The sequence below is a fragment of the Aeromonas sp. QDB23 genome, assembly GCF_027707745.1.
Taxonomy (GTDB): domain Bacteria; phylum Pseudomonadota; class Gammaproteobacteria; order Enterobacterales; family Aeromonadaceae; genus Aeromonas; species Aeromonas allosaccharophila.
Genome location: NZ_JAPCJA010000010.1, coordinates 77,332 through 102,039 on the forward strand (window position 1 = coordinate 77,332; position 24,708 = coordinate 102,039).

Genomic DNA, 24,708 nt, shown 5'->3' on the forward strand with positions numbered 1-24,708 from the left:
CACCTCAGATATTCATGATTGGCGCTGGCTGTCGAGCCAGTGCTGGATCAGAAACTCCTCATCCAGTGGCGAGAGATCAAAACGCAGGCTGGCCTCTTCAATGGCAGAGATATCGTGCAAGTGATGCTCGCTGAGCCAAAGCACCGCACGACGCAAATCTTCACCATGGGGGAGTAGCAAATGGTCGCTCATGGGATACCTCCGGTAAACTGCAGGGCGGCCAGCGAACGTGGCCCCCTCTTTCAAGTCTAGTCGGTCAATCCCCACAACCTGCGCTTCACCCTCCCCCCTTTATCACAGCAATCCGCTTGTCACTGCAATCAGCGACCGAAGGCGCACTGCCAATCCTGATCAAACTTCACCAGCGCCGCATCCACCGCAGGCACGTTTAGCAGCTGCTCCGCCACATCGAGCGGCAAGGTGATGGACTGGCAACCGGCCAGCAGGCAGTCGAGCGCCTGACGGGGAGTGCGGAATGACGCCGCCAGCACCTTGCTGTTCGGGGCGTGCAGCTCAAGCAGCTGTTGCAGCTCCTGCACGGTGGCGATGCCATCGCCCCCCTGAGCATCCAGCCGGTTAACGTAGGGAGCGACATATTCCGCTCCCGCCACCGCCGCCAACCAGCCTTGCAGCGGGGTATAGACCGCCGTGCCCAAGGTCGGCACCCCGTTAGCGGTCAGGCTCTTGATGGCAGCCAGCCCCTCCGCGCATACCGGGATCTTGATCACCAGATCCGGGTCCAGCTCACGCAGGGCGAACGCCTCGCGCACCATCTCGGTGTCGGTTTTAGCCATCACCTGAGCAAACAGGCGCGCCTTGGGCCCCAGTACGTCGCGCAGGGCGGGCAGCAGCTCGGAGAGCGGCATGCCCCCGGCGGCAGTAATGGAAGGATTGGTGGTGACACCGGCCAACGGCAGGATCCGTGACCAGCGACGCACTGCCGCCACATCGGCGGTATCGAGATACAGCTCCATCTCTAACTCCTTAACGGGATGTTCAATATGTCGCCATTCTAGCGATAAAACATCTGCAAATTGCTTGATCGAAATCAAATCAACTTTCGAATGAAAGCAAATAGAATGAAAAAACAAAAGGAGGCGGTATGATTTTCGACCTGCAACGATATTCAACTCACGATGGCCCCGGCATTCGCACCCTGGTGTTTCTCAAGGGGTGCTCGCTGGCTTGCCTGTGGTGTCAAAACCCGGAGAGCCGCTCTCCCAAGCCGGACATACTACTCGACCGGCGCCAGTGCATCGAGGGATGCCAGCTCTGCAGCCAGGCTTGTCCGGCAATCTTGCGTGACAGCGAGGGGATCCAGCTCAGCCGTTCTGCCCTCAAGGCCGACGATATGGAACGGCTGCGCGGCCTCTGCCCCAGCGAAGCGCTGCAGGTGTGCGGTCGGGATGACACCCTGGACACCCTGATAGACACCATACTGCGGGATCGCCCCTTCTTCGAGCGCAGCGGCGGTGGCGTCACCCTCTCCGGTGGCGAGCCTTTTATGCAGCCCAGCTTTGCCGCTGCCCTGCTGGCCCGCTGCAAGGCAGAAGGGCTGCACACAGCGGTCGAGAGCTGCCTGCATGTGCCCTGGCACCAGATTGAGCCAAGCCTCCCCTCACTGGATCTGGTGCTGGCGGATCTCAAACACGTGGATAAAGAACGTTTCTTCCACTGGACCCGCGGCAAGGTGGAGCTGCCCATCGCGAACCTCAAACGCCTCGCCGAACACGGCGTGCCGATGCAGATCCGGGTGCCGCTCATTCCCGGCTTCAATGCCGACCGCGCATCGATCGAAGCCATCACCGACACCGCCGCCAGCCTCGGCACGGTGCAGGAGATCCACTTCCTCCCCTACCACACGCTGGGGATGGGCAAATATGCCCTGCTGGATCTGCCCTATCAGGCACCGGACACGCCGCTCGACGATCCCGATTTACTCCGCTTTGCCCACGCATACGCCCAACGTCAGGGGCTGACCCCTGTGACCAGAGGATAAGATCATGACCCAGCTCGACCTCAATACCCTCAGCCCGCGGATCCGCGCCCACAAAGAGAGCCTGATCCACATCGTTCAGCCACCGGTCTGCACCGAGCGGGCCCGCCACTACACCGAGGCCTATCAGGCTCACCTCGCCCGGCCGCTGCCGGTGCGCCGCGCGCTGGCACTGGCTCATCACCTCAAGCAGCGCACCATCTGGATCAAGCACGACGAGCTGATCGTCGGCAATCAGGCCAGTCAGGTGCGGGCGGCGCCGCTGTTTCCCGAATACACGGTGAGCTGGATTGAGAAGGAGATCGACGAGCTGGCGGACAGACCCGGTGCCGGTTTTGCAGTCAGCGAAACCGACAAGGCGATCATCCACGCCCTCACCCCCTTCTGGCGCGGCCAGACGGTGCAGGATCGCTGCTTCGGCCTCTTTACCGACGAACAGAAAGCGCTGCTGGAGAGCGGCATCATCAAGGCCGAGGGCAACATGACCTCGGGGGATGCTCACCTCGCGGTCAACTATGAGGAGCTGCTCACGCTGGGTCTCGATGGCTTCAAGGCCAAGGTGGCCGAGCGGCGCAGTCGGCTGGATCTGGCGGATTGGGCCGATCTGCAGCGCGAGCAGTTCCTGCACGCCGTCGCCATCACCCTGGAGGCGGTCAGCGATCATATCGGGCGCTACGCCACTCTCGCCAGCAATATGGCCCGTGACATGGCCGCGCAGGAGTCGTGCCCCGAACGCCGAAGCGAACTTGAGACCATTTCGCTCAACTGCGCCCACATCGCCCACCAGCCCCCCGAGACCTTCTGGCAGGCGCTGCAGCTCTGCTACTTTATCCAGCTCATTTTGCAGATCGAATCCAACGGCCACTCGGTGTCGTTTGGCCGGATGGACCAATATCTCTACCCCTGGTATCGCCGCGAGGTGGAACTGTCAGAATCCCTGTCACGCTCCCGCGCCATCGAACTGCTGCAAGGGTGCTGGCTGAAATTGCTGGAGGTGAACAAGATCCGCTCCGGCACCCACTCCAAGGCCTCCGCCGGCAGCCCGCTCTATCAAAACGTCACCATCGGTGGCCAGAACTGGCGGGATGGCGCGGCCCATGACGCGGTCAACGGCCTCTCCTACGCGATTCTGGAGTCCTGCGGCCAGCTGAGATCCACCCAGCCGAACCTGTCGGTGCGCTACCACGCCGGGATGAGCGAGGATTTCCTCGACGCCTGCATTCAGGTGATCCGCTGCGGCTTTGGCATGCCCGCCTTCAACAACGACGAGGTGGTGATCCCCGAGTTCATCAAGCTCGGGGTGAGCGTGGAAGATGCCCACCACTACGCCGCCATCGGCTGCATCGAGACCGCGGTGCCCGGCAAGTGGGGCTACCGCTGCACCGGCATGAGCTTTATCAACTTCGCCCGCATCCTGCTGGCCTCCCTCGATGGCGGTCGCGATGCCACCACCGGCAAGGTATTCCTGCCCCAGCCCCAGTCACTGCGGGAAGGAACCTTTGGCAATTTTGACGAGGTAATGGCCCGCTGGGATGAGCAGGTGCGCTACTTCACCCGCAAATCCATCGAGATCGACTGCGTGGTCGACAGCGTGCTGGAGGCGCAAGCGCACGACATCCTCTGCAGCACCCTGGTGGATGACTGCATCGAGCGCGGCAAGACCATCAAGGAGGGGGGGGCCGTCTATGACTGGGTCTCTGGTCTGCAGGTGGGGATCGCCAACCTCGGCAACAGTCTGGCGGCCCTGAAGAAACTGGTGTTCGAGCAGGGGGTGGTGGATCAGCACGAGCTGGCTGCCGCGCTGGAGCAAGACTTTGCCGGGCTGGCAGGGGAGCAGTTGCGTCAGCGCCTCACCAACGCCGCCCCCAAATATGGCAACGATCTGGACGAGGTCGATCTGCTGCTGGTGCAGGCTTACCAGAGCTACATCGACGAGCTCAAGGGGCTGCACAACACCCGCTTCGGCCGTGGCCCCATTGGCGGCACCTACTATGCCGGCACCTCCTCCATCTCCGCCAACGTGCCGTTTGGTGCGGCCACTATGGCCACCCCGGATGGCCGTCACGCCCGCACCCCGCTGGCGGAAGGAGCCAGCCCCTCTTCGGGGTCGGATCGTCTCGGCCCGACGGCGGTGTTCAACTCCATCGGCAAGCTGCCCACGGCGGCGATCCTCGGCGGGGTACTGCTCAACCAGAAGCTGAGCCCGGCGAGCCTTGAGAACGAGCGGGACAAGACCAAGCTGATGAGCCTGCTGCGCACCTTCTTCGAGGTGCACAAGGGGTGGCACGTGCAGTACAACATCGTCTCGCGGGAGACCTTGCTGGCGGCCAAGGCCAATCCGGATCAGTACCGGGATCTGGTGGTACGGGTGGCGGGCTATTCGGCCTTCTTCACCGCCTTATCCCCGGATGCGCAAGATGATATCATCGCCCGCACCGAGCACAGTCTCTGACGGGGCGCGCCCATGGCGCCTGTGACGTCATATGATTGGCAAGCCACCCTCGGGTGGCTTGCCGCTATCCACCACCTTGCATGCGAGCGCACCATGAATCCACGCCACCAACTGATCCTCACTCTGGTCCATCAGGCTCGCAAGATGAGCGTGAGTGAGCTCGCCCAACACACCGGCGTGTCGGAGGTGACGGTGCGCAACGACCTCACCGCGCTGGAGAAACAGGGGCTGCTCAGACGGGTACACGGCTCGGCCATGGCGCTGGAGACCGATGACCCGGATGCCCGGATGAACATCAACTACCTGCTCAAGGAGCGCCTCGCCGAGCGGGCCGCCCAGCTGGTGGAAGATGGCGAGACGGTCTTTATCGAAGGGGGCAGCGCCAACGCCATGCTGGCGCGCCATCTGGCCCTGCACAAACGGGTCACCATCATCACCATCAGCAGCTATATCGCCCATCTGCTCAAAGACACCCCGGCTCAGGTAGTGCTGCTCGGCGGGCTGTTCCAGCATCAGAGCGAAAGCGTGGTGGGGCCGCTGACGCGCCTCTGTATCGAGCAGGTGCACTTCTCCAAGGCCTTTATCGGGGTCGACGGTTTTCACCCCGAGGTGGGCTTTACCGGTCGCGACATGATGCGGGCCGATGTGGTCAACAGCGTGCTGGCCAAAGGGATGACCAATGTGGTGATCACCGACAGCAGCAAATTTGGCGCCATTCACCCGAGCCAGCTTGGCGCACCGGGCCAGATCAGCGTGCTGGTCACCGACGATGCCCTGCCCGCCCCCATGCGTGCGGCTATCACCGACCGTGGTATTGCGCTGCACTGCGTCACGGCCTGATCTGCCCTGACCTTGCAACAAAAAGCAGCTACGGGCCTCTCAACCAGAAATATCCAAACGGGCCTTTGTCCTTGACACTCACCACCGGCTCAAGGGTATGCTCCCACCCTTGCCGACCGCGCCGGGCAGTGTAAACCCGCGCGCCGCACTGCTGATGACAGGGATTTCAACCATGCAAACCAAGGACAAGTGTCTGGCCGCTCTGGTCATCCTCTGCTGGGGGCTCAACTTCATCGCCATCAAGTGGGGACTGGAGGGGATACCACCGCTACTGCTGGGGGCACTGCGCTTTATCGGCGTGGTCTTTCCCGCCATCTTGCTGGTGCCCAGGCCCGCCATGCCCTGGCGCTGGCTGCTGGCCTACGGCGGCGCCATCAGCCTCGGTCAATTCGCCTTTCTGTTCAGTGCCATGAAGTTCGGCATGCCGGCGGGCATGGCCTCCTTGGTGCTGCAATCTCAGGTGGTGTTCACCCTGCTGTTTGCGATGATCTGGCTGGGGGAGCGCTGGCAACCCCACCACTGGGTGGCGCTGCCTTTGGCGGGGCTCGGCCTCTATCTCATCGCCACCCACGGTGAGGGCAACCTGACCCTGATCGGCTTCGTGCTGACGCTGTGCGCCGCCGCCTGCTGGGGCCTTGGCAACGTCATCAACCGCCAGATTGGTCTGCGCTACCAAACCACGCTGCCCAGCCTGATCGCCTGGGGTGGTCTGGTGCCTATTCTGCCGTTTTTCGCCCTCTCCTGGCTGTTCGAGGGGCCGGCGCTGATGGTCAGCAGCCTGCTCAACTTCAGCTGGCAGGGATTATTGTGCGTGCTCTACCTCTCGTATGTCGCGACCTGGCTGGGTTACGGCCTGTGGGGGCGACTGCTGATGCGCTATCCGGTCGCGCAGGTGGCGCCGCTCTCCCTGCTGATCCCCTGTGTCGGCATGGTGGCGGCCGCCCTGCTGCTCGATGAACATCCGACCGCCATGCAGTGGCTGGGCTCAGGTCTGGTGCTGCTCGGCTTTGTGGTGCATCTGCTCGGTGGCCGACTGCGCGGGTTGAAACCACAGAGCGCGACATGATGAGCGCCTGCCAATTTGCGCTATTTCATTGACCTGACAGGATAAAATTTTCATGATGAGCCAGTCCCATCGGGACTGACGTCATCAGAGCGTGATCTGCAGGAAGCAGACTTTCAGGAGAGCAAGGACATGCCATCGACCATCACTGCCGGGGGGCGCAGCCTCCCTCCTATCATTCGCGCCACCGCCATCACCCTGACCCTGTGCTGGAGCCCGTTTGGCTGGAGTGCCACGCTGCCCGCTGGCTTGAAGTGGGAGAGCAACAACACGGACCCTCTCTATGCCGATCCGGCTGCCAAGCGCGGCGGCACCTTTCGCACCTTTATGACCAGCTTCCCCCTGACCCTGCGCAAATATGGCCCCGACTCCAACGGCGGGTTTGCCGGTTACGTGCGGGAAACCAACCTGCCACTGCTGAGTACTCATCCCGTCACCGGCAATCCCATGCCGATGCTGGCAAACGAGTGGGCCTTCGGCGCCGACCACAAGACCCTCTATTTTCGCATCAATCCCAAGGCGCGCTGGTCAGATGGCCAACCGGTCACCGCCGATGACTGGCTCTTTACCCTCAAGATGATGCGCAGCAAGGAGATCAACGACCCCTGGTACAACAACTACTACAGCACCCAGATAGCCGACATCACCAAGTTTGATGATCACACCCTGGCCATCACCAGCGGCACCGAAAAGAGCCGGCAGGATCTGCTCGAATCACTGCCCATCAGCCCGGAGCCGAGCCACGCCATCACGCTCACCGCCAACTGGGTCAAGGAGTACAACTGGAAGGTGTTGCCGGTCACCGGCCCCTATCAGCTCGATCAGGTGAAAAAGGGCAAGTCGGTCACCTTCAAGCGGATTGAAAACTGGTGGGGGGATGACGAGCGTTACTTCCAGCATCGCTTCAATCCCGCGCGGATCGAGATCAAGGTGCTCAGGGATCTGAACATCGCCTGGCAGCACTTCCTGCGCGGCGATCTCGACACCTTCCCGCTGGTGATGCCCAACTGGTGGCACGACAAGACCAAAACGTCGGAGTTCGAAAAGGGTTATATCTCGCGTATCTGGTTCTACAACCAGACCCCGCAATCGCCGATGGGGCTCTATCTCAACACCGCCGATCCGCTGCTGAGCAATCTCGATGTGCGGCTCGGGATCCAGCACGCCCTCAACCTCGACAAGATGCTCACCACCCTGCTGCGGGGGGATTACCAGCGCCTCAACAGCTATGGCGCCGGTCAGGGGGAGTTTACCAACAGCGACATCAAGGCCCGTCCGTTCGATCCCAAACTGGCACGGGAATACTTTGCCAAGGCCGGTTTCAACAAGGTGGGGCCGCAGGGGATTTTGCAAAACGACAAGGGGCAGTCACTGACCCTCGCCATCACCTACACCACCGCAGAACACGCCCAGCGGCTCACGCTGCTGCGGGAAGAGGCCAAGAAGGCGGGGCTTAATCTGGAGCTCAACCTGATGGATGCCTCGGCCGGGTTCAAATCCATGCTGGAGAAAAAGCATCAGAGCGCCTGGATGGCCTGGAGCGGCGGCCGCTACCCCGCCTATTGGGAGTTCTTCCACAAGGTCAACGCCAACAAACCCCAGACCAACAACATCATGAACATCGATGATGACGCCATCACGGCGCTGGTGGAGCAGTACGACAAGGAGTTCGACTTTGCCAAAAAGGCGGCCCTGTCACGGCAGATCCAGCAGCGGCTCTACGAGCTGGCCAGCTTCGTCCCTGCCTATCAGGTGCCCTACACCCGGGAAGGGGCATGGCGCTGGATAAAACTGCCCAAGGTGCCCGCAACCCCCAAGAGCGAGCAGCTCTACTGGCCCCTCGGTGGCGACAACAGCGGTTACAGCTACGGTGGACTGCTGTGGATTGATGAAGAGGCAAAGACACAGACCAAAGCGGCCATCAAGGCCGACAAAACGTTCCCGGTCGTGCTCCTGACTGACACCACTTATCGGCAACCGTAATTTTGGCCGCCCTCCTCTGCTCCAGCGAGCACAGGATGGTTGCCCCAAAAACGACAGACCCCGCACAATGGCGGGGTCTTGTTTTGCAACCGGGTTGCTTGCAAGCAAACGAGGCAATTAGCTGCGCTTGGCCTGCTTCTCGGCAATGGCGTCAGCCACGTCGGCCGGCTCCAGTACGATGCCTTCCTGATCCGGGGTCGGGAACACGGCAACACACAGCTCGTCCTGCTCCATACCGTCAACCCAGCGCTCCAGCCATACCTTCAGGGTGATGGACTGTGGCTTGCAATCGGCCCACTCGCCTTCGGCCCACGCCTTGGCGTACTCCGGGTGCGGCCATACCGGGATGCAATCTTCATCGTCGGTGGTCAGCATCATGACGCCATGCTCGTCAGTCAGCACAAACAGCTCTTCATGCTCGACCAGCTTGCTGATGAAGTGTTCGTAACGGTAATCAGCGTTCAGTTGCAGCGCGGCATTGCGCTCGGTGTCGCTCAGTTCATAGCTCATTGGCCAAGTCTCTCTCTCGATAAAGGGCGCCATGTTCACATCTTGTCGGCAGCTTGTCCAGCTTGTAGCCCCTTGGCACCGGATGGGGCAGACAATGACGCCCATAAGGATAGAGCAGCCTCCTCGATAGCGAGACCGCCAGCCGTCATATTGCCCTGTTTACAACGCAGGTGTGATCAGCTCCACATCAGGCTGCTCGCTGAGCTTTTGCCGCAGCCAATAGGCAGACTCCACTTCGACAAAGCAGAGCAGATCCCGGCCCTTGGCCGCCATCGCCATCAGCTGTTCAAAACGCAGCTGTTGTTGCTGCTCCCAGGCGGCAGCGAGTTTGGCCCCATGGGCCTCATCCACCACTTCGCGGCGCAGCTCGAACAGGTTATCGGTGATCGGGCTGTTGATCTTGGCGGCGCTGTGCCAGTACATCAGTAGATTATCCATCATCTCGCTGTCGTAGTTGGCAAGCGCATCCAGCTCGGGCGTCTCGCCACTGTCGCTGGCGGCAAAATCACACCAGCCCGCATCAAGTGACGCCAGCTCATGAGTCCCCTTGGCATGCTTGCGCAACAGCGCAATGTCGGCCCCCTTGCGGGCAGGCAACCACACCTCGCCCTGATGGGCATCCAGCAGGGACGTCAACGAAGCTGCGGGGTAAACAGGAAAGCGGGCACAAAGTGAATGCAGCAGGGATACCAGAGTGATCTTGACCATGAGCGATACCTTGAACAGGGCGAACAGCCACCAATAGACCGTCCGATATAAATAAGTGCCCTATCCTATCACGTTTGGTCCGGCTCGGCCCTTGACGAAGCTGTTAGCCAACCATCTGATTACGCCGAAAAAAACAGCATTTGAAACGCAGCATCCAGCCAAAGATCAATAATTTGAGCCAGCGCCCACTAAAGTGGATCCGGGGATGCTAGTTTGCATACATCTTTAGCGTAAGGAGTAAATCCATGATTGGGATCGACCAGGTTTCTAACGACTTTGTAAACGATTTGAAAATACTGGCATGCTTTGATCCGGCCAACATGAGCCTAGGGATTAAATTACGCAGCGATATGTCTGATGAATTGTGCCAAGCTGCGGTTCGTCTGCATCAGCAGGGACTGATCAGCGCAGAAGATGGCGGCTATCTCACCCCGTTTGGCATGACCATGGTTGAACACCTGCAGCACCTGCTGGTCGCACTCAAACCGCTTTGATGGGCTGTGGAGCCCAGAGTGAAAAATTAAGTAGCTCCCAATGTGGCCCCTGGCGAAGATGACAGGCAAACAGCAAAGGACCTTCGGGTCCTTTTACTTTGCCATCCACCAGCCACTCCCCTTCCCTTTCAGGCACCAGTCGTGCATGGACCTCATAGGGCTGTAGAGCAGCCCCCATCCTGACCTGGACAAATTGCTGGCAGATAGCCTGCACTTCCATCGCGGATTGAACCGGTACCGGCGCGTCAGAGATCGGAGTAAGGGTGGCAACAAGCAGAAGCGATAGCAGCATGATTCAGCACATGTGAGTCAGTAGCGGGAGCCAGATAAACAAAAAGCCGTGGCACCAGAGGTACCACGGCTTTCTTAAATTCTGTAAGAATTACAGAGCAGTTACGTTCTCAGCCTGCGGGCCTTTCTGACCTTGGGTCACAGAGAACTGTACGCGCTGACCTTCAGCCAGGGTGCGGAAACCGGCACCTTGAATAGCGCTGAAGTGAACGAAAACGTCCGGGCCGTTTTCTTGCTGGATGAAGCCAAAACCTTTGGTTTCGTTGAAAAACTTAACGGTACCGGTGATCATGTTAGACATATCTTTAAACCTGTATTCAAAATAATTACTTATGCTTTTCAGCGGGTAAAGCTCAAAAAACGGGATTAACTTATGAACAACAGGACAAGATGCAGAACATCGTATTCATTGACATAACTATCGCCCTTTCAAGCTGATTTGGATTATACGTGGCTTTGTAGATTACGCAAACAAATTTGTGCCCTGCCAATGACAGGGCGCAAACCGTTATAAGGTGGCCGCTTCCAACGCTTCGACCAGCGCTCTGAGAAAACGGGCCGCCTCCCCGCCCGTGCATGCCCTGTGGTCAAATGTCATCGACAGTGGCAATGCCCTGACGGGGCGCGCCTCCCCATGGATGAACACCACTTTTTCGAACAGCTTGCCTGCTCCTATGATCGCCACCTGCGGCGGCGTGACGATGGGGCTGGCATAGCGGCCCGCGATAGCACCGAAGTTAGTGAGCGTAATGGTCGCCCCCTGCAACATTTCGCGAGGCACAGCGCGCGCCTTCACATCGGCGATCATCCGATCCAGCCCCTGCCGGATATCTGCCCCCTCGCGCTCGGCTACGTTCTCCATCACCGGCACATAGAGACCATGTTTGGAATCCACCGCAATGGCCACATTGACCTCTTTGAACAACCGCCTTGACAGGGTTTCGCCATCAAACCAGGCGTTCATCGACGGCTCGGCGCGACATGCCACACCAATGGCCTTGATAAGGCGCACCGTCACATCCTCATCAGAGCGCCAGTGACGCAAATCCACCTCGTCGGTGATGCTGACCGGCACCACCGTCTGATGAGAGAGCTCCATCGCCTTGGCCATGGCCCGCCGCGACCCTTTGAGGAACTCGTTGCCGCTGCTCTGCTGAACCTCGAACGCCTGCTGCACATCCAGCTCGGTCACCATGCCGCCGCTGCCACTTCCCTTGATCCGTTCGATATCCAGACCCAACTTCTGCGCCAGCAGCCGCACCGCTGGCATGGCTTGTACCAGCGCACCACCCGGGGCAATGGCCCCTACCACGAAGTGATCCTCGATATGTTGCTGATGGGCGCTCACCTTGCCCACCACGGTGCCATCATCCTCACCCCCCTCGAACTCCACCAGCGGCGCGCCGATATGGAGGATATCCCCCTCGGCGCCACAGAGACGGGCAATCACCCCGGCCACCGGAGAGGGCACATCCACCAACGCCTTGGCCGTTTCCACCGACAACAGCACCTGATCGACCGCAACGGTATCACCGGCACTCACCTTCCACTCGACGATCTCGGCTTCGGCCAACCCTTCACCCAGATCCGGTAATTTGAAAAATTTCATAGCCACTGGTTCTCCATCAGCTGGCGAGCTGCATCGGCGATATCCTGCTCGGTGATGAGGTAATACGCCTCGTTGCGATAGTAGGGAACGGCGGCATCCACGCCGGTCAGCCGCCTGGGTGGCGCCTTGAGGCTGGGAAGTGCCTGCTCGGTCACCCGCGCCACAATTTCGGCCCCGACCCCGAAGCTGCCACACGCCTCGTGCACCACCAGCAAGCGCCCAGTCTTGCGCACCGAGGTGAGGATGGTCGCCATATCCAGCGGCTTGATAGTGGCCAGATCCAGCACCTCGCACTGGATATCCTGCTCGGCCAACAGGTTCGCCGCCCGCATCACCTCCTGAATGCAGGCACCCCAAGCCACGACCGTGATATCGCGGCCCGGGCGCAGGGTGAAACAGACATCCAGCGGCAGGCCGACACCGTCATCCACCACCTCGGATTTCATCGAGCGATAGATGCGATCCGGTTCGAAAAACATCACGGGATCCGGATCGCGGATGGCCGATAACAGCAAACCATAGGCACGTCTCGGGCTGGAGGGGATCACCACTCGCAGCCCCGGAATATGGGCAAACAGCGCCTCGACGCTCTCGCTGTGGTGCTCCGGCGAATGAATGCCCGCGCCATAGGGAGAGCGATAGACAAGGGGACAAGAGAGGCGGCCACGGGTACGGTTTCGCATCCGCGCCGCCTGACAGATGATCTGCTCCATCCCGGGGAAGATAAAGCCCTGAAACTGGAACTCGGCCACCGGCTTGAGCCCCTGGGTCGCCATGCCGACCGCCACACCGGCGATCAACCCTTCAGCCAGCGGCGTGTCGATCACCCGCTTGAAACCGAACTTGTCGCGCAGGCCCACGGTGGCGCGAAATACCCCGCCGTTGACTCCCACATCCTCGCCTAGTACCACCACATCCGGGTCGTGTTCCATCTCGTAGTGAAGGGCCATGTTGACCGCTTCCAGCAAACTGATCTCACTCATGGCCAACCTCCTGCTTCATCCCCTTGGCAATCACTCGCTCGCGCTGGGGCAACAGTTCGGCGGGCAGGCTGGCGTAGTGATAATCGAGCATCGCCTCCGGAGGCTGGGGCGCCATCGCCTCATAACGGGCGACCGCCTGCTCTACCTCTCGGGCGGCCTCCACCAGCAGGCTCTGCTCCTGCTCTTCGTCCCACCACCCTTTGCTGTGCATAAACTGGCGCAGCCGCTTGACCGGTTCCTTGGCCCAGGCAGCCTCGACCTCGGCCCCATCGCGGTAGCGAGTGGCATCGTCGGCCGTGGTGTGATCCCCTAGACGATAACTGACCGCCTCGATCAAAGTCGGCCCCTTGCCGCTGCGGGCCCGTTCGATGGCACTGCGAGCGGCATCGTAGACCGCCACCACATCATTGCCATCCACCTGCAGGCTGCGCACCCCGGCACCAATCCCCTTCTGGGCCAGCGTTGGGGCGCTCGATTGCAGCTTGCGTGGCACCGAGATGGCCCACTGGTTGTTGTTGACGATGATGACCATCGGCAGATGCCAAACACCGGCGCAGTTGAGCCCCTCCAGAAAATCCCCCTTGGAGGTGCCGCCGTCGCCGATAGTGACCACGGCAACCCGCGGTTGATTACGCAGTTTGAAGGCAGAGGCAATACCGCAGGCGTGGGTGATCTGGGTGGCGATAGGGACGCAGATGGGGAGATCTTCAGAGGGAGTCCCATCGGGTTTGAGAAAATAACTGCCCCGCTCGTCACCGCCCCAATATTGCAGGTTCTTCTCCATCGGCACGCCCCGCACATAGAGGGTGGGCATGTCCCGATAGTAGGGAACGTAGACATCCTGCGGCTGCATGGCGAGACCGATGCCAATCCCCACGGCTTCTGCGCCGAGATGGGAGGGAAAAGTACCGAGTTTGCCGGTTCGTTGCAGCGCAATCGCTTTTTTGTCATAGCTGCGCACCATCACCATATTGCGGTAGAAGGTGTGCAGTATCGCCTTGTCCAGCCAGGTCGGTAAGGTGGCGACCGGGCACCCTTCCGCATCGAGGTAACGAAGGAAAGGGATGTCGACATGGGTCATAACTGGCTCCTTGCCGTTGTGAGCGTCGCCGATGCTGGTGACACCTAGATGTAAATACCTTGTTAAATAAAAAGCAAAGGGATTTACTCAGGTAAGACCAGTAGAAACTTCTTTAAAGTAGCGAAGGAGCTGAATTTTCGGCGATGAGTGGCAAGGTATGCCGTAAATGGTGCAACTTTGCAGCGCTGAATGCAGGATGCAAAATGTGAAAAAGGGGAGCCTGGCTCCCCCATTGAGTTACTCAAGTCAGCAGTTACTTCAGTTAGCTGTTACTTCGGTCCGCCGTTACTCCAACCAGCAGTTACGCCAGCCAGTGTTGCAGCTGGCTGGCCATGCCAGCTGGCAGCAAGTGAGCGCGACTCAGCAAGCGGCTGCGCCAGGGCTCGGCCAGCAAGGTCGGGCAAATTCGCATCTCCCGTCCCCGGTCAGCCACGCGCACCAACCTGTCGATAAGAGTCTCCAGCGGCGGATGCGTCGGCCAGTGGGGATAGAGGTCGGCAGTCGCGATCCCGGCCAGCTCGCACACTCGCTCCTCCTCCTCATCTCCCTTTCCATCAGCCATTGGCCAAGGGTGAAGCACCTGCAGCCAACCCGGCCGTGCGGCCTCCAGCAACTGGCCCAGCGTCGGCTGCGCAAAGTGGGGATCCCCTGCGACTTTGAGCAGATGGCGCGCCCCCGCCAGCACCACCACGCCGCGGGCGGGAAGTGCAAGAAGATAGTCGGCCAGCGCCTGATCCCGCCCCCTGTTGTGCTGCTGCCATAGCTCCGGGCTCATCTCCTGCCACTCGAATAAGGGCTCGCAGAGATGCACCCGCAGCCGCACATGTTCGGGGCGCGCCAGATTGCTCTGGCGCAGAGCGGAAAAGAGAGCCGGAAACTCGGGGGCCATCCAGGCGGGAAAGGCGCAGGAGTCGAGCCAGACCGGATAGAGCCGCACCAGCGTGAGCGGCTCACCCTGCCAGCTCTCCTGCCCCGTCAGCCAGGCATCAAGCAAGCCCTGATGGCGGCGATTGCCGCACTCCAGCACCAGATCGGTCATGAATCCCCAGAGCGCCGGATCACACAGCCAGGCGTGCTGGCGCCGGATAAAATCGGGGTGCCAATGCGGCTCCCCCAGCCCCACCAGCTTGCCCGCCTGCAAGGCTTCCCGGATGGCGTCTATCGGAGTCATGGCGACTACTCTGACCACGTTTTCACTTTCCTGCGCTATCCCCGGCATCAGGTTTATCTCCTCGCTCTTGCCCACCATAACAACCAGCTTCTCGCGTTTATTGATGACATCAGTTATCGCGGCCAGATCCATTCCCCCCCCCCGTCTCAGCCATCGATCACGGGTGTTGGTTGCCATTACACCGCACCCGCCTCGTCAGCTCGTCAGTAAAAAAGTGTTGCGAACGGAACAAGATAGCCGAGATAATGATAATGCTTATCATTTGAATATTATGGAAGATGTAAATAATGAAATTCTCAGCCTCTCGTTTTATCGCTCCCAGCCTGCTGGCCACCACCATAGTCACCCTGCTGACCCAGCAAGCAATTGCCGCCAACAACGCCCCTCAAGCCGATGAGGTGATCACCGTCACCACCACGGCGCACAATACCCGCTCGGCACCGGCCTCTATCTCTGTCATCACGGCCGAACAGATCGCCGCCGCGCCGGTCAATGACCTTGCCGACCTGCTGCGCCACGAAGTGGGCATTCAGGCTGAAGCTGACACCAATGGCCGCAGCGATATCGGCATTCGCGGCATGTCCGGCAAGTACACCCTGGTGCTGGTGGATGGCAAACGCCTCTCCTCCTCCAATGCCCTGTGGCGCGGCGGCAACTTCGACAATACCCCTGTCCCCCTTGGCATGATCGAGCGGGTCGAGGTGATCCGTGGCCCCATGTCGGCACTTTACGGCTCTGATGCCATCGGGGGTGTCATCAACATCATCACCAAACAGCCGGGCAAAACCTGGCAAGGGGCGGCCGATGCCGACTTCAAGGCCATCGAGGGCAAGGATGGCGGCGATCAGCACAGAACCAACCTGGGCTTTACCGGCCCGCTGACCGACAACCTGCTGATCCGGATGAACGGCGAGGTGTATGACCGTCAAGCCTGGACCCCCATCGAAGCTGCTGACGGCATCCCCCTTATCGAAGCCAAACAGACCCGCAACTTCGCCTCTACCCTGAGCTGGCTGGTGGATGAGCAGCAGCGCTTCGAGTTTGACTATCTCTACAATCAGGATGAGCGGCCCCTCGATATCTTCCGCAAGACCGGCAACAAGGTGCACAGCCGCCAGCAGCAGAACGATCGCAACCTGTTTGGTCTGACCCACAAGGGGAACTGGAGCTGGGGTGACACCACCGTCATGGCCAACTACGAGACCTCCCAGATCGACGACTTCAACACCAGCTACTCAGCCCCGCAGCAGCGGGAGCTGGAAGAGAACACCTTGACCCTCAAGGGCTATACCAACCTGGCGCTGGCCAACCACTACCTGACGCTGGGTGGTGAATATCTGGATCGGGAGCTGGTGGATGCGGTGAGCTACAAGGATATCGGCGGCAAGGAGAGTCACTCTCAGGAGGCGCTGTTCGCTCAGGACGAAATTGGCCTGACCGACAGCCTGACCTTCACGCTGGGTGGCCGTTACGATCACCACGAGATCTACGGCAGCCACTTCACCCCGCGCGGCTATCTGGTCTATGAGATGAACGAGCTGGTGACCGTCAAGGGCGGTGTCAGCCAGGCCTTCAAGGCACCGGCACCACACCAGTACTCCAACGGTTACAGCATCGAGAGCTGCGGCGGCAGCTGCCGCATCTATGGCAGCGACAAGGTCAAGCCGGAAACCAGCACCAACTACGAGCTGGGAGTGATCGCAGGAGAAGGGATCTGGGAAACCAGCGCCACCCTGTTTTACTCCGACATCGACGACATGCTCACCTTCAAGCCGTTGCCGAACTCCACTGACCGCACCTGGTACAACCTGGAGAAGGCCACCACCAAGGGACTGGAGCTGACCGGCAAGCTCGATCTGACCGACGATATCAACCTCGGCGCCAACTACACCTATCTCAAGGCTGAGGGCGATCAGGGTCAGGCTCTGCCCGAGCGGCCGGAGCACAAGGCTAACGCCAAGATCACCTGGCAGGCCACCGAGCGGGTCAATGCCTTTGTCGGCACCACCTACACCGGTACCCAGTTTGCCGAGCAGACCGTCAACAAGGTTGTCGTACTGCACAAGCTGCCCAGCTATCAAACCTTCGATCTGGGCACCGGCTTCAAGGTCACCGAGAACTTTGACCTGCGACTGGGGATCAACAACCTGACCGACGTGCGCCTGCAAGAGAAAGATATCGTCTTCCAGAACGTCGAACCGGGTCGCAGCTACTACGTCAGCGGCTCGGCCCGCTTCTAAACTGGCCGACAGGCAGACAACAAGCAAAAACAAACGTGGCCCCATTGGGGCCACGTTGTTATTCGCGGTTTGACGTTCATCAGGCGACCGATTCACGCTCCACCAGCTGGGCTTCAAACTTGAGCGCCAGGCCGTCAACCGGCTTGTGATCGAGCAGGCGCAGCGCCAACTCGGCGGCGCGGCTGCCCATCTCCTCGATGGGGTAACGCACCGTGGTGAGCTTGGGATAGATGTAGCGGGCGTAGGGGATATCGTCGAACCCCACCACCGACACCTGCTGCGGGATCTTGTAGCCGCGCTCCAGCAGACAGGAGATAGCCCCCGCCACCATGGCATCGTTGAAACCGAGCACGGCAGTGAACTCGACGCCGCGCGCCAGCAGTTCGCACATCGCCACATAACCGCCGTTCTCGTCGGCAAAGCCACGGCCAATCAATGCGGACTCCAGAGGAATTCCGGCTCTGGCCAGGGTCTGGGTATAGCCCGCCATCCGCTGCAAGCCATCGACAAACTCTTCATCATCGGAGGTGATAAAGGCGATCTTGCGATGACCGGCATCCAGCAAGTGCTGGCACGCGGTGGTGATCCCGGCCTTATTGTCCAGCCAGACGCAGCGATCTTCGGCCCCGGGTACCTGACGGTTGATAAAGACAATGGGGGTAGAGCCTGCCGCCAGCTCGCTCAGCTCCTCGTCAGGGAGCGCCTTGCTGTGGAGGATCAGCGCATCGCACTGGCGCTGCAGCAGCGCCTGAATGGCATGACGCTCGCGCGCGATATCATGGTTGCCAGACATGACGATGGTGAACTTGTTGGCCTGATCGACCATGGTCTCGATGCCACGCATCATCTGGGCAAAGAAGGGGCCACCGCAGAGGTCGCCGACCAGCACGCCAATGCAGTTGGAACGCTTGCTGACCAGTGCCTGAGCAAAACTGTTGGGTCGAAAATTCAGTTCCTTCATGGCCGCCAATACGGCCTCACGCTTTTCCGGTGCTACCTGTGCCGTGTTGTTGATAACGCGCGACACGGTGGAGATAGACACATTTGCCAGCTGAGAAACATCTTTAATCGTTGCCACTATCCATTCCTTTATTGTGGGGGAACCTGTCGGTGCCGACGCCTGAGTATACCCTGCGGCCTGATGTAATTCCCTGAGCCAGGTCACCGGGCATGTTTCCTTTGGTAACAGAACCTTACCCGATGATACCCGGCGTCAGAAAAATTTGAAAACAGGGGCCGCGGGCGGCCCCCGACTCAATAGGCGTGATTGAGCTCCCGCTCCGACATGAAGCGCAGCGGCTGCTGCAACTTGTGCTGATAGATGAGATCGAACGACAACACGTTTTGGACGTAGTTGCGGGTCTCCTTGTACGGGATGCTCTCGACCCACACATCCATCGGCTTGTTATCACTCTGATCACGCCAGCGTTTTACCCGGCCCGGCCCGGCGTTGTAGGCGGCCGCCGCCAGGATCCGGTTGCCGTCATAGACATCCAGCAAGCGCTTGAGATAGGCGCTACCGAGGCGAATATTCATTGCCGGATCAAACAGTTGCTGCTCGTTGCGATAAGGCACCCCCAGCTTGCCTGCGGTCTCCTTGGCGGTGGCCGGCATCAGCTGCATCAGGCCGCGCGCCCCCACCGGCGACTGGGCCAGCGGATAGAGGGCACTCTCCTGACGGGAGATGGCATAGAGCAGACTGGTGTTCATGGTGCGCTCTTGCGCCATCTGGGAGAAGGTGCGCTTGAGCGGCAGCGGGAAGCGCAAATCGAGGGCATCCCACGCTTCGGCGCGAATGCTGGCGAGAATGGCCAGCTCGTGCCACCCCTGATTGAGGGCGATATGGCCAAACTCGATGCGCTGGGCTACCGGGTTGCGATCCATGTTGTGGATCCACTCCGAGCGGGCCGCTGCAATCTCGTTCATCGACAACAGCTCGCGCACCCGCAACAGGAAGGGCCAGCGCTGGCTGGCCGTACGCCAGTCCGGTACATGCTTGACGCTCTGATTCTTCATGCGATAGGGCACGCCGGTGCGCTGGGCCGCCATAAAGCCGTAGAAACCGCGCAGGTTGGCGGTCTCCAGATAGAGATCTCGCGCCGGTTTTTGCTGTCCCTGTACCTCAAGGGAGCGCGCCATCCAGTAGCGCCAGCGATCCTCTTTCTGACGGGCCATCGGCATCATCTTCACCCAGCCGGAGAGGCCACGCCAATCCTGCTCCCAGATGGCCAGTCGCGCCCGCAGCTCGGTAATGTCGGGATCCGCCAGTTTTTTCACCGTGCTATCGACCCAGCTGCGCTGGGCAATAGCGCGATCCAGCAGCAGGCGGCGGGCAATGGCACGCTCCACCGGTTTCACCTCGGCCTGGGTCAGGCCGAAACGGCTACGAAACAGCGCAAGCTGGCGCAGCACCGACTCCGGCTCCTGATTGGCATAGCGAGTCAAACCCAGGGAGAGCAGCTTACGTGAATAGGGGTTACTGCTGAAATAGGCCGGGTTCATCGCCTTGGCGGGTTGCTCGAACAGGGTCACCATCTGATCGCCATAGCTCTGCAAACCGCTACCGAGGGTCGCGCCAAGGTGGCGGATCAGGTTGGGGTTTTCCGCTTCGAACGCCAGCGTCATCCGCTGCCAGATCTTCTCCTGGGTACGCTGACCGGATACCTGCCACAGCTGGAACAGCGGGGAGCAGGCATCGGGGCGCGATTGGCCGCTCATCCAGATCTTGCCCGCCCCCTGCAACGCCTCTTTCGGCTTGCCGGTGTAATAGAGCGCCTGATAGTGCATGCAGAGCAGATCGGTGGAGCTCGGCTTGGCCGGATAGAAACGCAGGAACTGCGACCACTGCTGGCTCTGGGCCAGATAGGTCAGATAGCTGCGCTCCAGCCGGTTGGACTGGGGGGTATCTCCATGCTGGCGGATAAAGCGGGTCACATCGTTGTAATCGGCCGCCCCCGGACGAAAGGCGAGCTGATAGTAATCGAGATAGGGCAGCAGCGGATAATGGGTCAACCGGGCACGAATTTGCTGGAAACGGGCCTGATCATTGGCCCGTACGGCGTCATACGCCTGACGGTAGAGCGTCTGGTCGGCAGTCTGCGCCATCAGGGTCGGCACGAACAGCGCCGACAAAACAATTCCCCATACAGCTTTCACTGAACATCTCCATTGAGGGCAATACACCGCCCGATGGCGGTGGGTCTACTGCCTCTCATTCTACCCGTTGCCGGGCAGCGCTACAGCGGGGAGCAGGGACTATTTTTCTGCACTGCTCAGCTGCATTTCGCGCAGCGGTTCCGGTCTGGTCAGCCGCTGTACATATTTCTCCAGATAGGGCACCGGCAGCGGCTTGGAGGCAAGATAGCCCTGATAGAAGCTGCACCCCTGCGCCTTGAGAAACTCCAGTTGCTGACGGGATTCCACCCCTTCCGCCGTGACGTTGAACCCCATATGGCGCGCCATGGCGATCACCGCCTCGACGATGGCCATGTTGTCGCCATCTTTCGGGATGTCCTGAATGAAGGAGCGGTCGATCTTGAGCTCATCGGCAGGTAGCCGCTTGAGGTAGCTCAGGGAGGAGTAACCGGCGCCAAAATCGTCGATGGCAAAGCTGATGCCGAGCTCCTTGAGCTCGGTCATCTTGCTGATGGTGTCCTCGGCGTGACCCAGCACCACAGACTCGGTGATCTCCAGATTGAGGCAAGCCGGATCCATGCCGGTTTGCGCCAGCACATCGTGGATCCGCTCGACAAAGTCGGTGGCATGGAACTGCTTGGCACTGACGTTGACCGAGATCTGCGGAATATGGATGCCGTTCTCCTCCCACAGCACATACTGGGCGCACGCCTCGTGCAGCACCCAGTTGCCGATATCGACAATCAGGTCCGTCTCCTCAGCGATGGGAATAAACTCGGCCGGCGAGACCAGAGAGCGACCGGCAGGCTGCCAGCGAATGAGCGCCTCGACGCCGATGATATCGCCGCCATCGACCATATGCTGGGGCTGATAGTAGAGGGTCAGCTCTTGCTGGCTGAGGGCGTTGCGCAGTTCGTTGTGAATAAGCAGACGGCGATCCGCCTGCTGCTGCATCGAGGCATCGAAGAAGCGACGGGTCTTGCGGCCAGCGGACTTGGCCTGATACATGGCGGTATCTGCCTGCTTGAGCAGATCATCGACCCCCTGCTCCCGATCCGGAAACAAGGTAATGCCGACACTGGCGCCGATGTGCAGCACCTGTCCCACATAGGTATAAGGAGCGGCAATCTCGGTGATGAGGCGCTCGGCAATAATATCGGCCTGCATCTCCGCCTGGGGCGGGCTGGCCGAGAGCGACGGCAGCAACAGCACAAACTCGTCACCGCCGAGGCGTGCCAGACAATCCCCCTGGCGCACCAGCCGTTTGAGGCGAGCGGCGACCTCCTTGAGCAGCCAGTCACCGGTGGCGTGGCCGAGGGAGTCGTTGATGGTCTTGAAGTGATCGAGATCGATAAAGAGCAGCGCACCAATCAGGCCGTCGCGGACCGACTCGTTGAAGGTCTGCACCAGGGTTTCGTGCAGCTGACGGCGATTGGGTAATCCGGTCAGCTCGTCGTAATAGGCGAGATCCTGAATGCGCCGCTCGGCCGCCTTGCGCTCTGAGATATCCTCGAAGCAGATGACAAAGTGGCTGATCACCCCTTTCTCATCCTGCACCGGCGTCACTATCTCCCACTGGGGATAGGTGTGACCATCGACGTGGCGACGCTGGGTCTCCCCCTGCCAGCGGCTGAGGGTGTTGAGCTCGTAGCCCAGTCCCCCCAGATTGGGCCAGAGATCCTCTTCCAGGTGCAGGCCCAGTAACGACTGGCTGTCAAAGCCGGTGATCTGGCTGAAGGCGTTGTTGACCCGCAGGATCTTGAACCCCGGATCCGTGATAATGATCCCTTCGTGGGTCTCGAATGCAACGGCAGAGAGCCGCATCTGGGCATCGGATTGCAGCCGCTCCAGCTCGGCCACCATCCGTACCGAGAAGGTATTGAGCACCGAGGTGAGGTTGCTGGTATCTGCCGGGGCCGAATAGAGCAGCGCCAGATGACCCAGAAGTTGACCTCTGGCATCAAACAGCGGCTGACCATAGTAAGTCTGCCCGGCCGCCAGCCAGGGTTGATACTCCTGCGACTCGTCGATCACCTCGAAACAGATGGCACCTTGCTTGTAGAGCTCCTGACAGGGGGAGCCCGCCAGCGGGTAGTCCTTCTGCGCCAGCCCGTCGGCAGCCAGCACCCTGACCCGGTCGGCACCGCACAGCTCACCCACCCAGACCGCATCCACCTTGAGGATATGAGCCAGCTGGCTGACCAGGGTATTGAAGAAGTCGAGCCCGGTGCGGGCAGAGAGCGCCTGCGCCAGCTGGGTGAGCAGGGTGGTTTGCAGCAACGGCAGCGAGAGATTGAGGGAGGAGACCGCGCTGTTGGCGGTATCGAGCGGGGCCAGCCAACCACAGCAGATCTGCTGGGTGGGCACAAACTGACCGCTCCAGAGCACATGGTTGAGCTGCCCCTGATCATCTTTCAGATGACCGATGAACTGCTCTGGCAGATGTGATTCATGAAGCCGGACGAGAAAGTCGGCAAAGCCTGCCTCATCTTCCGGTAACAGGCGAGCGGCCCAGGGATGATTGCCCTCCCCTTGCCACTGCTGGTAGGCCCCCTGATCAGAGAGACTCCACTGATCATATTGCCGATCGAAAAACCACATGACTTGCGTGGCTTGCTGCTTCATTTACCACTCCAACACAACAACCAACCACGTTTGATGTCCCATCGGGCACAGCAACGCCCCCTGCATCCACTCATCAGATCAGCGGTTGCGAGGGAAGAGTACAAACATGCGATATCAAGCAGTGGAAACCGGACATGAGGTCGACACGAAGTGCTGCCAAGAAGGGACAGAAACGATCCTATTCCCGTCATACTGCCTGCCAGTTTCATGGAGCTCAAGCTGTTTTTGGCACGAAACCGGAAAAGATCACAATTTATAAGTTGCTGAATAGCCAAGGGAATGTTATGTGACATAGATCACATTTCAATCTTTACCAATGAGTAATCTGAAGGTGAAGACACAAGCAAGACGACCCGAAGGGGGCCAATATGAAAATCGAAATTACCAGCAAAATCATCGACATCACCCCGGCTATCCGCGAGCGCATCGAATCCCGTTTTGAAAAGCTCGAACGTCTTCAGGTGCCTCTCATCACACCCCATGTGATTGTTTCCAAAGAGCGTCTGATGTTCACTGTCGAAGCCAGTGCTGGCATCCCCAACGGCAAACTGTTTGCCCAGGCAGAGCATGAGGATCTCTACGCCGCCATCAACGAACTGGGTCAAAAGCTGGAGCGCCAACTCAATCGTCACACCGAGAAGCCGATTGCCCGTCGCGCCAACGCCGCCCTCAAAGAGCAGCCGCAACCGGATGAAGCCGACGCTTGATAGCATGCCGCAAGGCTAAAAATTCAGCGAGCATAAAGGCGGGGTTACCCGCCTTTTTGTTGCCTGTGATTTGCCCGATAAGCACCGCGTTACACCAGTGAGCAGGCGCCATCAACTGAGCCAGTGCAACCGGGTATCCACCCCCTGTTGCAAACGGTCGAGGATCGGCAACAGTACCAACGGATCCTCCTGGCGTGGCATATCGGCCAGCTTTCCTTGCAACCGCTCCCGCGCCAGCGGCGACAGGTTGTCGTAGACAGCCTCATCCAGCAGCGGTTGCTTGACCGCCAGCGGCGGCGTTTGCAGCGCCAGCCAGAGCCGCACATCCACCATGCTTCCCCCCTGTTGCAACCGCTCATTGATGGCACTGCAGTCACTCCCAGCCCCTTCAGCCACCAGCACCTCTGCCGGTCTCAAGTCAAAGTGCGGACGCCAGTCACGGCTCTGGGAACTGACCGCCGGTTTGGCATCAAACCAGGGCTGCTCTTCCACCGCGTCGGTGAGCAAGGCCAGATGCAACCGGAAATCCGCCCGATCGCCATGCTGCAGGTCACGGTTGAGGCGCTGCCCCAACTGGCCCTCATCAACGAGCAGGTGATTACGGATTGAACTGGGCAGCATGAGATAACTCTCGAAAATGGCGATTTCACTGGTTATCGGCCACAAATCCAATTCTTTTAATGGAAAAATCCTGCTTGGGGGTTCACAAAACCAGAAGATCTGTTAGTATGCGCCTCGCACTTGTGGAGGGGTTCCCGAGCGGCCAAAGGGATCAGACTGTAAATCTGACGGCTCTGCCTTCGAAGGTTCGAATCCTTCT

Annotated in this window: 22 protein-coding genes; 8 read left to right on the forward strand and 14 right to left on the reverse strand. The window is 59.9% G+C overall.

What is annotated here, in order from left to right:
* Positions 1-12 precede the first annotated feature (12 nt).
* A complete protein-coding gene (locus PG888_RS06965; protein ID WP_042657126.1) occupies positions 13-192 on the reverse strand; it encodes a hypothetical protein in 180 nt (59 codons plus the stop codon).
* Positions 193-320: 128 nt separating this feature from the next.
* The gene (gene fsa, locus PG888_RS06970; protein WP_182939309.1) at positions 321-974 is read right to left on the reverse strand and encodes a fructose-6-phosphate aldolase; all 654 of its coding nucleotides are present in this window, start codon (positions 972-974) and stop codon (positions 321-323) included.
* A gap of 128 nt (positions 975-1,102) precedes the next feature.
* Between fsa and PG888_RS06975 the strand changes: the two genes are divergently transcribed.
* From PG888_RS06975 to PG888_RS06995, 5 genes are all read left to right on the forward strand, one after another.
* Complete coding sequence (locus tag PG888_RS06975; RefSeq protein WP_182939308.1) at positions 1,103-1,999, forward strand: glycyl-radical enzyme activating protein; 897 nt, start codon at positions 1,103-1,105, stop codon at positions 1,997-1,999.
* Between the two features lie 4 nt (positions 2,000-2,003).
* Positions 2,004-4,448: a formate C-acetyltransferase/glycerol dehydratase family glycyl radical enzyme gene (locus PG888_RS06980; protein WP_182939307.1), complete on the forward strand. Its 2,445-nt coding sequence runs from the start codon at positions 2,004-2,006 to the stop codon at positions 4,446-4,448.
* 93 nt (positions 4,449-4,541) lie between these two features.
* Complete coding sequence (locus tag PG888_RS06985) at positions 4,542-5,288, forward strand: DeoR/GlpR family DNA-binding transcription regulator (protein WP_182939306.1); 747 nt, start codon at positions 4,542-4,544, stop codon at positions 5,286-5,288.
* A 172-nt stretch (positions 5,289-5,460) separates the two neighbouring features.
* Entirely contained in the window at positions 5,461-6,354 is an 894-nt protein-coding gene (locus tag PG888_RS06990) for an EamA family transporter (RefSeq protein WP_182939305.1), read from the forward strand.
* Positions 6,355-6,483: 129 nt separating this feature from the next.
* Complete coding sequence (locus PG888_RS06995; RefSeq protein WP_182939304.1) at positions 6,484-8,334, forward strand: extracellular solute-binding protein; 1,851 nt, start codon at positions 6,484-6,486, stop codon at positions 8,332-8,334.
* A 117-nt stretch (positions 8,335-8,451) separates the two neighbouring features.
* Here PG888_RS06995 and PG888_RS07000 read toward each other — a convergent pair whose 3' ends face one another.
* On the reverse strand, positions 8,452-8,844 hold the full coding sequence (locus tag PG888_RS07000; protein ID WP_182939303.1) for a DUF2750 domain-containing protein: 393 nt from the start codon (positions 8,842-8,844) through the stop codon (positions 8,452-8,454).
* Positions 8,845-9,003: 159 nt separating this feature from the next.
* The gene (locus PG888_RS07005) at positions 9,004-9,552 is read right to left on the reverse strand and encodes a hypothetical protein (RefSeq protein WP_182939302.1); all 549 of its coding nucleotides are present in this window, start codon (positions 9,550-9,552) and stop codon (positions 9,004-9,006) included.
* Positions 9,553-9,797: 245 nt separating this feature from the next.
* On the opposite strand from PG888_RS07005, the gene PG888_RS07010 reads away from it, so the two are divergent.
* Positions 9,798-10,046, forward strand: a complete 249-nt coding sequence (locus tag PG888_RS07010; protein WP_033136857.1) for a TIGR02647 family protein — start codon at positions 9,798-9,800, stop codon at positions 10,044-10,046.
* Here PG888_RS07010 and PG888_RS23155 read toward each other — a convergent pair.
* From PG888_RS23155 to PG888_RS07035, 6 genes are all read right to left on the reverse strand, one after another.
* A complete protein-coding gene (locus tag PG888_RS23155) occupies positions 10,033-10,338 on the reverse strand; it encodes a hypothetical protein (protein ID WP_320657502.1) in 306 nt (101 codons plus the stop codon). The genes PG888_RS07010 and PG888_RS23155 overlap by 14 nt on opposite strands.
* Before the next feature lie 90 nt (positions 10,339-10,428).
* Positions 10,429-10,638, reverse strand: coding sequence for a cold-shock protein (locus PG888_RS07015; protein WP_075112094.1), 210 nt, complete (start codon positions 10,636-10,638; stop codon positions 10,429-10,431).
* Between the two features lie 207 nt (positions 10,639-10,845).
* The gene (locus PG888_RS07020; protein ID WP_182939725.1) at positions 10,846-11,946 is read right to left on the reverse strand and encodes a dihydrolipoamide acetyltransferase family protein; all 1,101 of its coding nucleotides are present in this window, start codon (positions 11,944-11,946) and stop codon (positions 10,846-10,848) included.
* Positions 11,943-12,929 (reverse strand): alpha-ketoacid dehydrogenase subunit beta, encoded by a 987-nt coding sequence (locus PG888_RS07025; RefSeq protein ID WP_182939301.1) that lies wholly within the window; start codon positions 12,927-12,929, stop codon positions 11,943-11,945. Before PG888_RS07025 ends, PG888_RS07020 begins: the two co-directional genes overlap by 4 nt.
* Positions 12,922-14,010, reverse strand: coding sequence for a pyruvate dehydrogenase (acetyl-transferring) E1 component subunit alpha (gene pdhA / locus PG888_RS07030; RefSeq protein ID WP_182939300.1), 1,089 nt, complete (start codon positions 14,008-14,010; stop codon positions 12,922-12,924). Before pdhA ends, PG888_RS07025 begins: the two co-directional genes overlap by 8 nt.
* A 301-nt stretch (positions 14,011-14,311) precedes the next feature.
* A complete protein-coding gene (locus PG888_RS07035; protein ID WP_232093625.1) occupies positions 14,312-15,313 on the reverse strand; it encodes a hypothetical protein in 1,002 nt (333 codons plus the stop codon).
* A gap of 155 nt (positions 15,314-15,468) precedes the next feature.
* Between PG888_RS07035 and PG888_RS07040 the strand changes: the two genes are divergently transcribed.
* The gene (locus PG888_RS07040; RefSeq protein ID WP_270693028.1) at positions 15,469-17,421 is read left to right on the forward strand and encodes a TonB-dependent receptor domain-containing protein; all 1,953 of its coding nucleotides are present in this window, start codon (positions 15,469-15,471) and stop codon (positions 17,419-17,421) included.
* Positions 17,422-17,500: 79 nt separating this feature from the next.
* Here PG888_RS07040 and PG888_RS07045 read toward each other — a convergent pair whose 3' ends face one another.
* The 3 genes from PG888_RS07045 to PG888_RS07055 form a co-directional block, all read right to left on the reverse strand.
* The gene (locus PG888_RS07045; protein ID WP_182939299.1) at positions 17,501-18,499 is read right to left on the reverse strand and encodes a LacI family DNA-binding transcriptional regulator; all 999 of its coding nucleotides are present in this window, start codon (positions 18,497-18,499) and stop codon (positions 17,501-17,503) included.
* 176 nt (positions 18,500-18,675) lie between these two features.
* Entirely contained in the window at positions 18,676-20,577 is a 1,902-nt protein-coding gene (locus tag PG888_RS07050) for a transglycosylase SLT domain-containing protein (protein WP_182939298.1), read from the reverse strand.
* A gap of 99 nt (positions 20,578-20,676) precedes the next feature.
* Complete coding sequence (locus PG888_RS07055; protein ID WP_270693024.1) at positions 20,677-23,181, reverse strand: putative bifunctional diguanylate cyclase/phosphodiesterase; 2,505 nt, start codon at positions 23,179-23,181, stop codon at positions 20,677-20,679.
* Between the two features lie 368 nt (positions 23,182-23,549).
* Between PG888_RS07055 and hpf the strand changes: the two genes are divergently transcribed.
* On the forward strand, positions 23,550-23,888 hold the full coding sequence (hpf, locus tag PG888_RS07060) for a ribosome hibernation-promoting factor, HPF/YfiA family (protein ID WP_005334257.1): 339 nt from the start codon (positions 23,550-23,552) through the stop codon (positions 23,886-23,888).
* Positions 23,889-23,999: 111 nt separating this feature from the next.
* Here hpf and PG888_RS07065 read toward each other — a convergent pair whose 3' ends face one another.
* The gene (locus PG888_RS07065) at positions 24,000-24,509 is read right to left on the reverse strand and encodes a VC2046/SO_2500 family protein (RefSeq protein WP_042657154.1); all 510 of its coding nucleotides are present in this window, start codon (positions 24,507-24,509) and stop codon (positions 24,000-24,002) included.
* Positions 24,510-24,708: the final 199 nt, after the last annotated feature.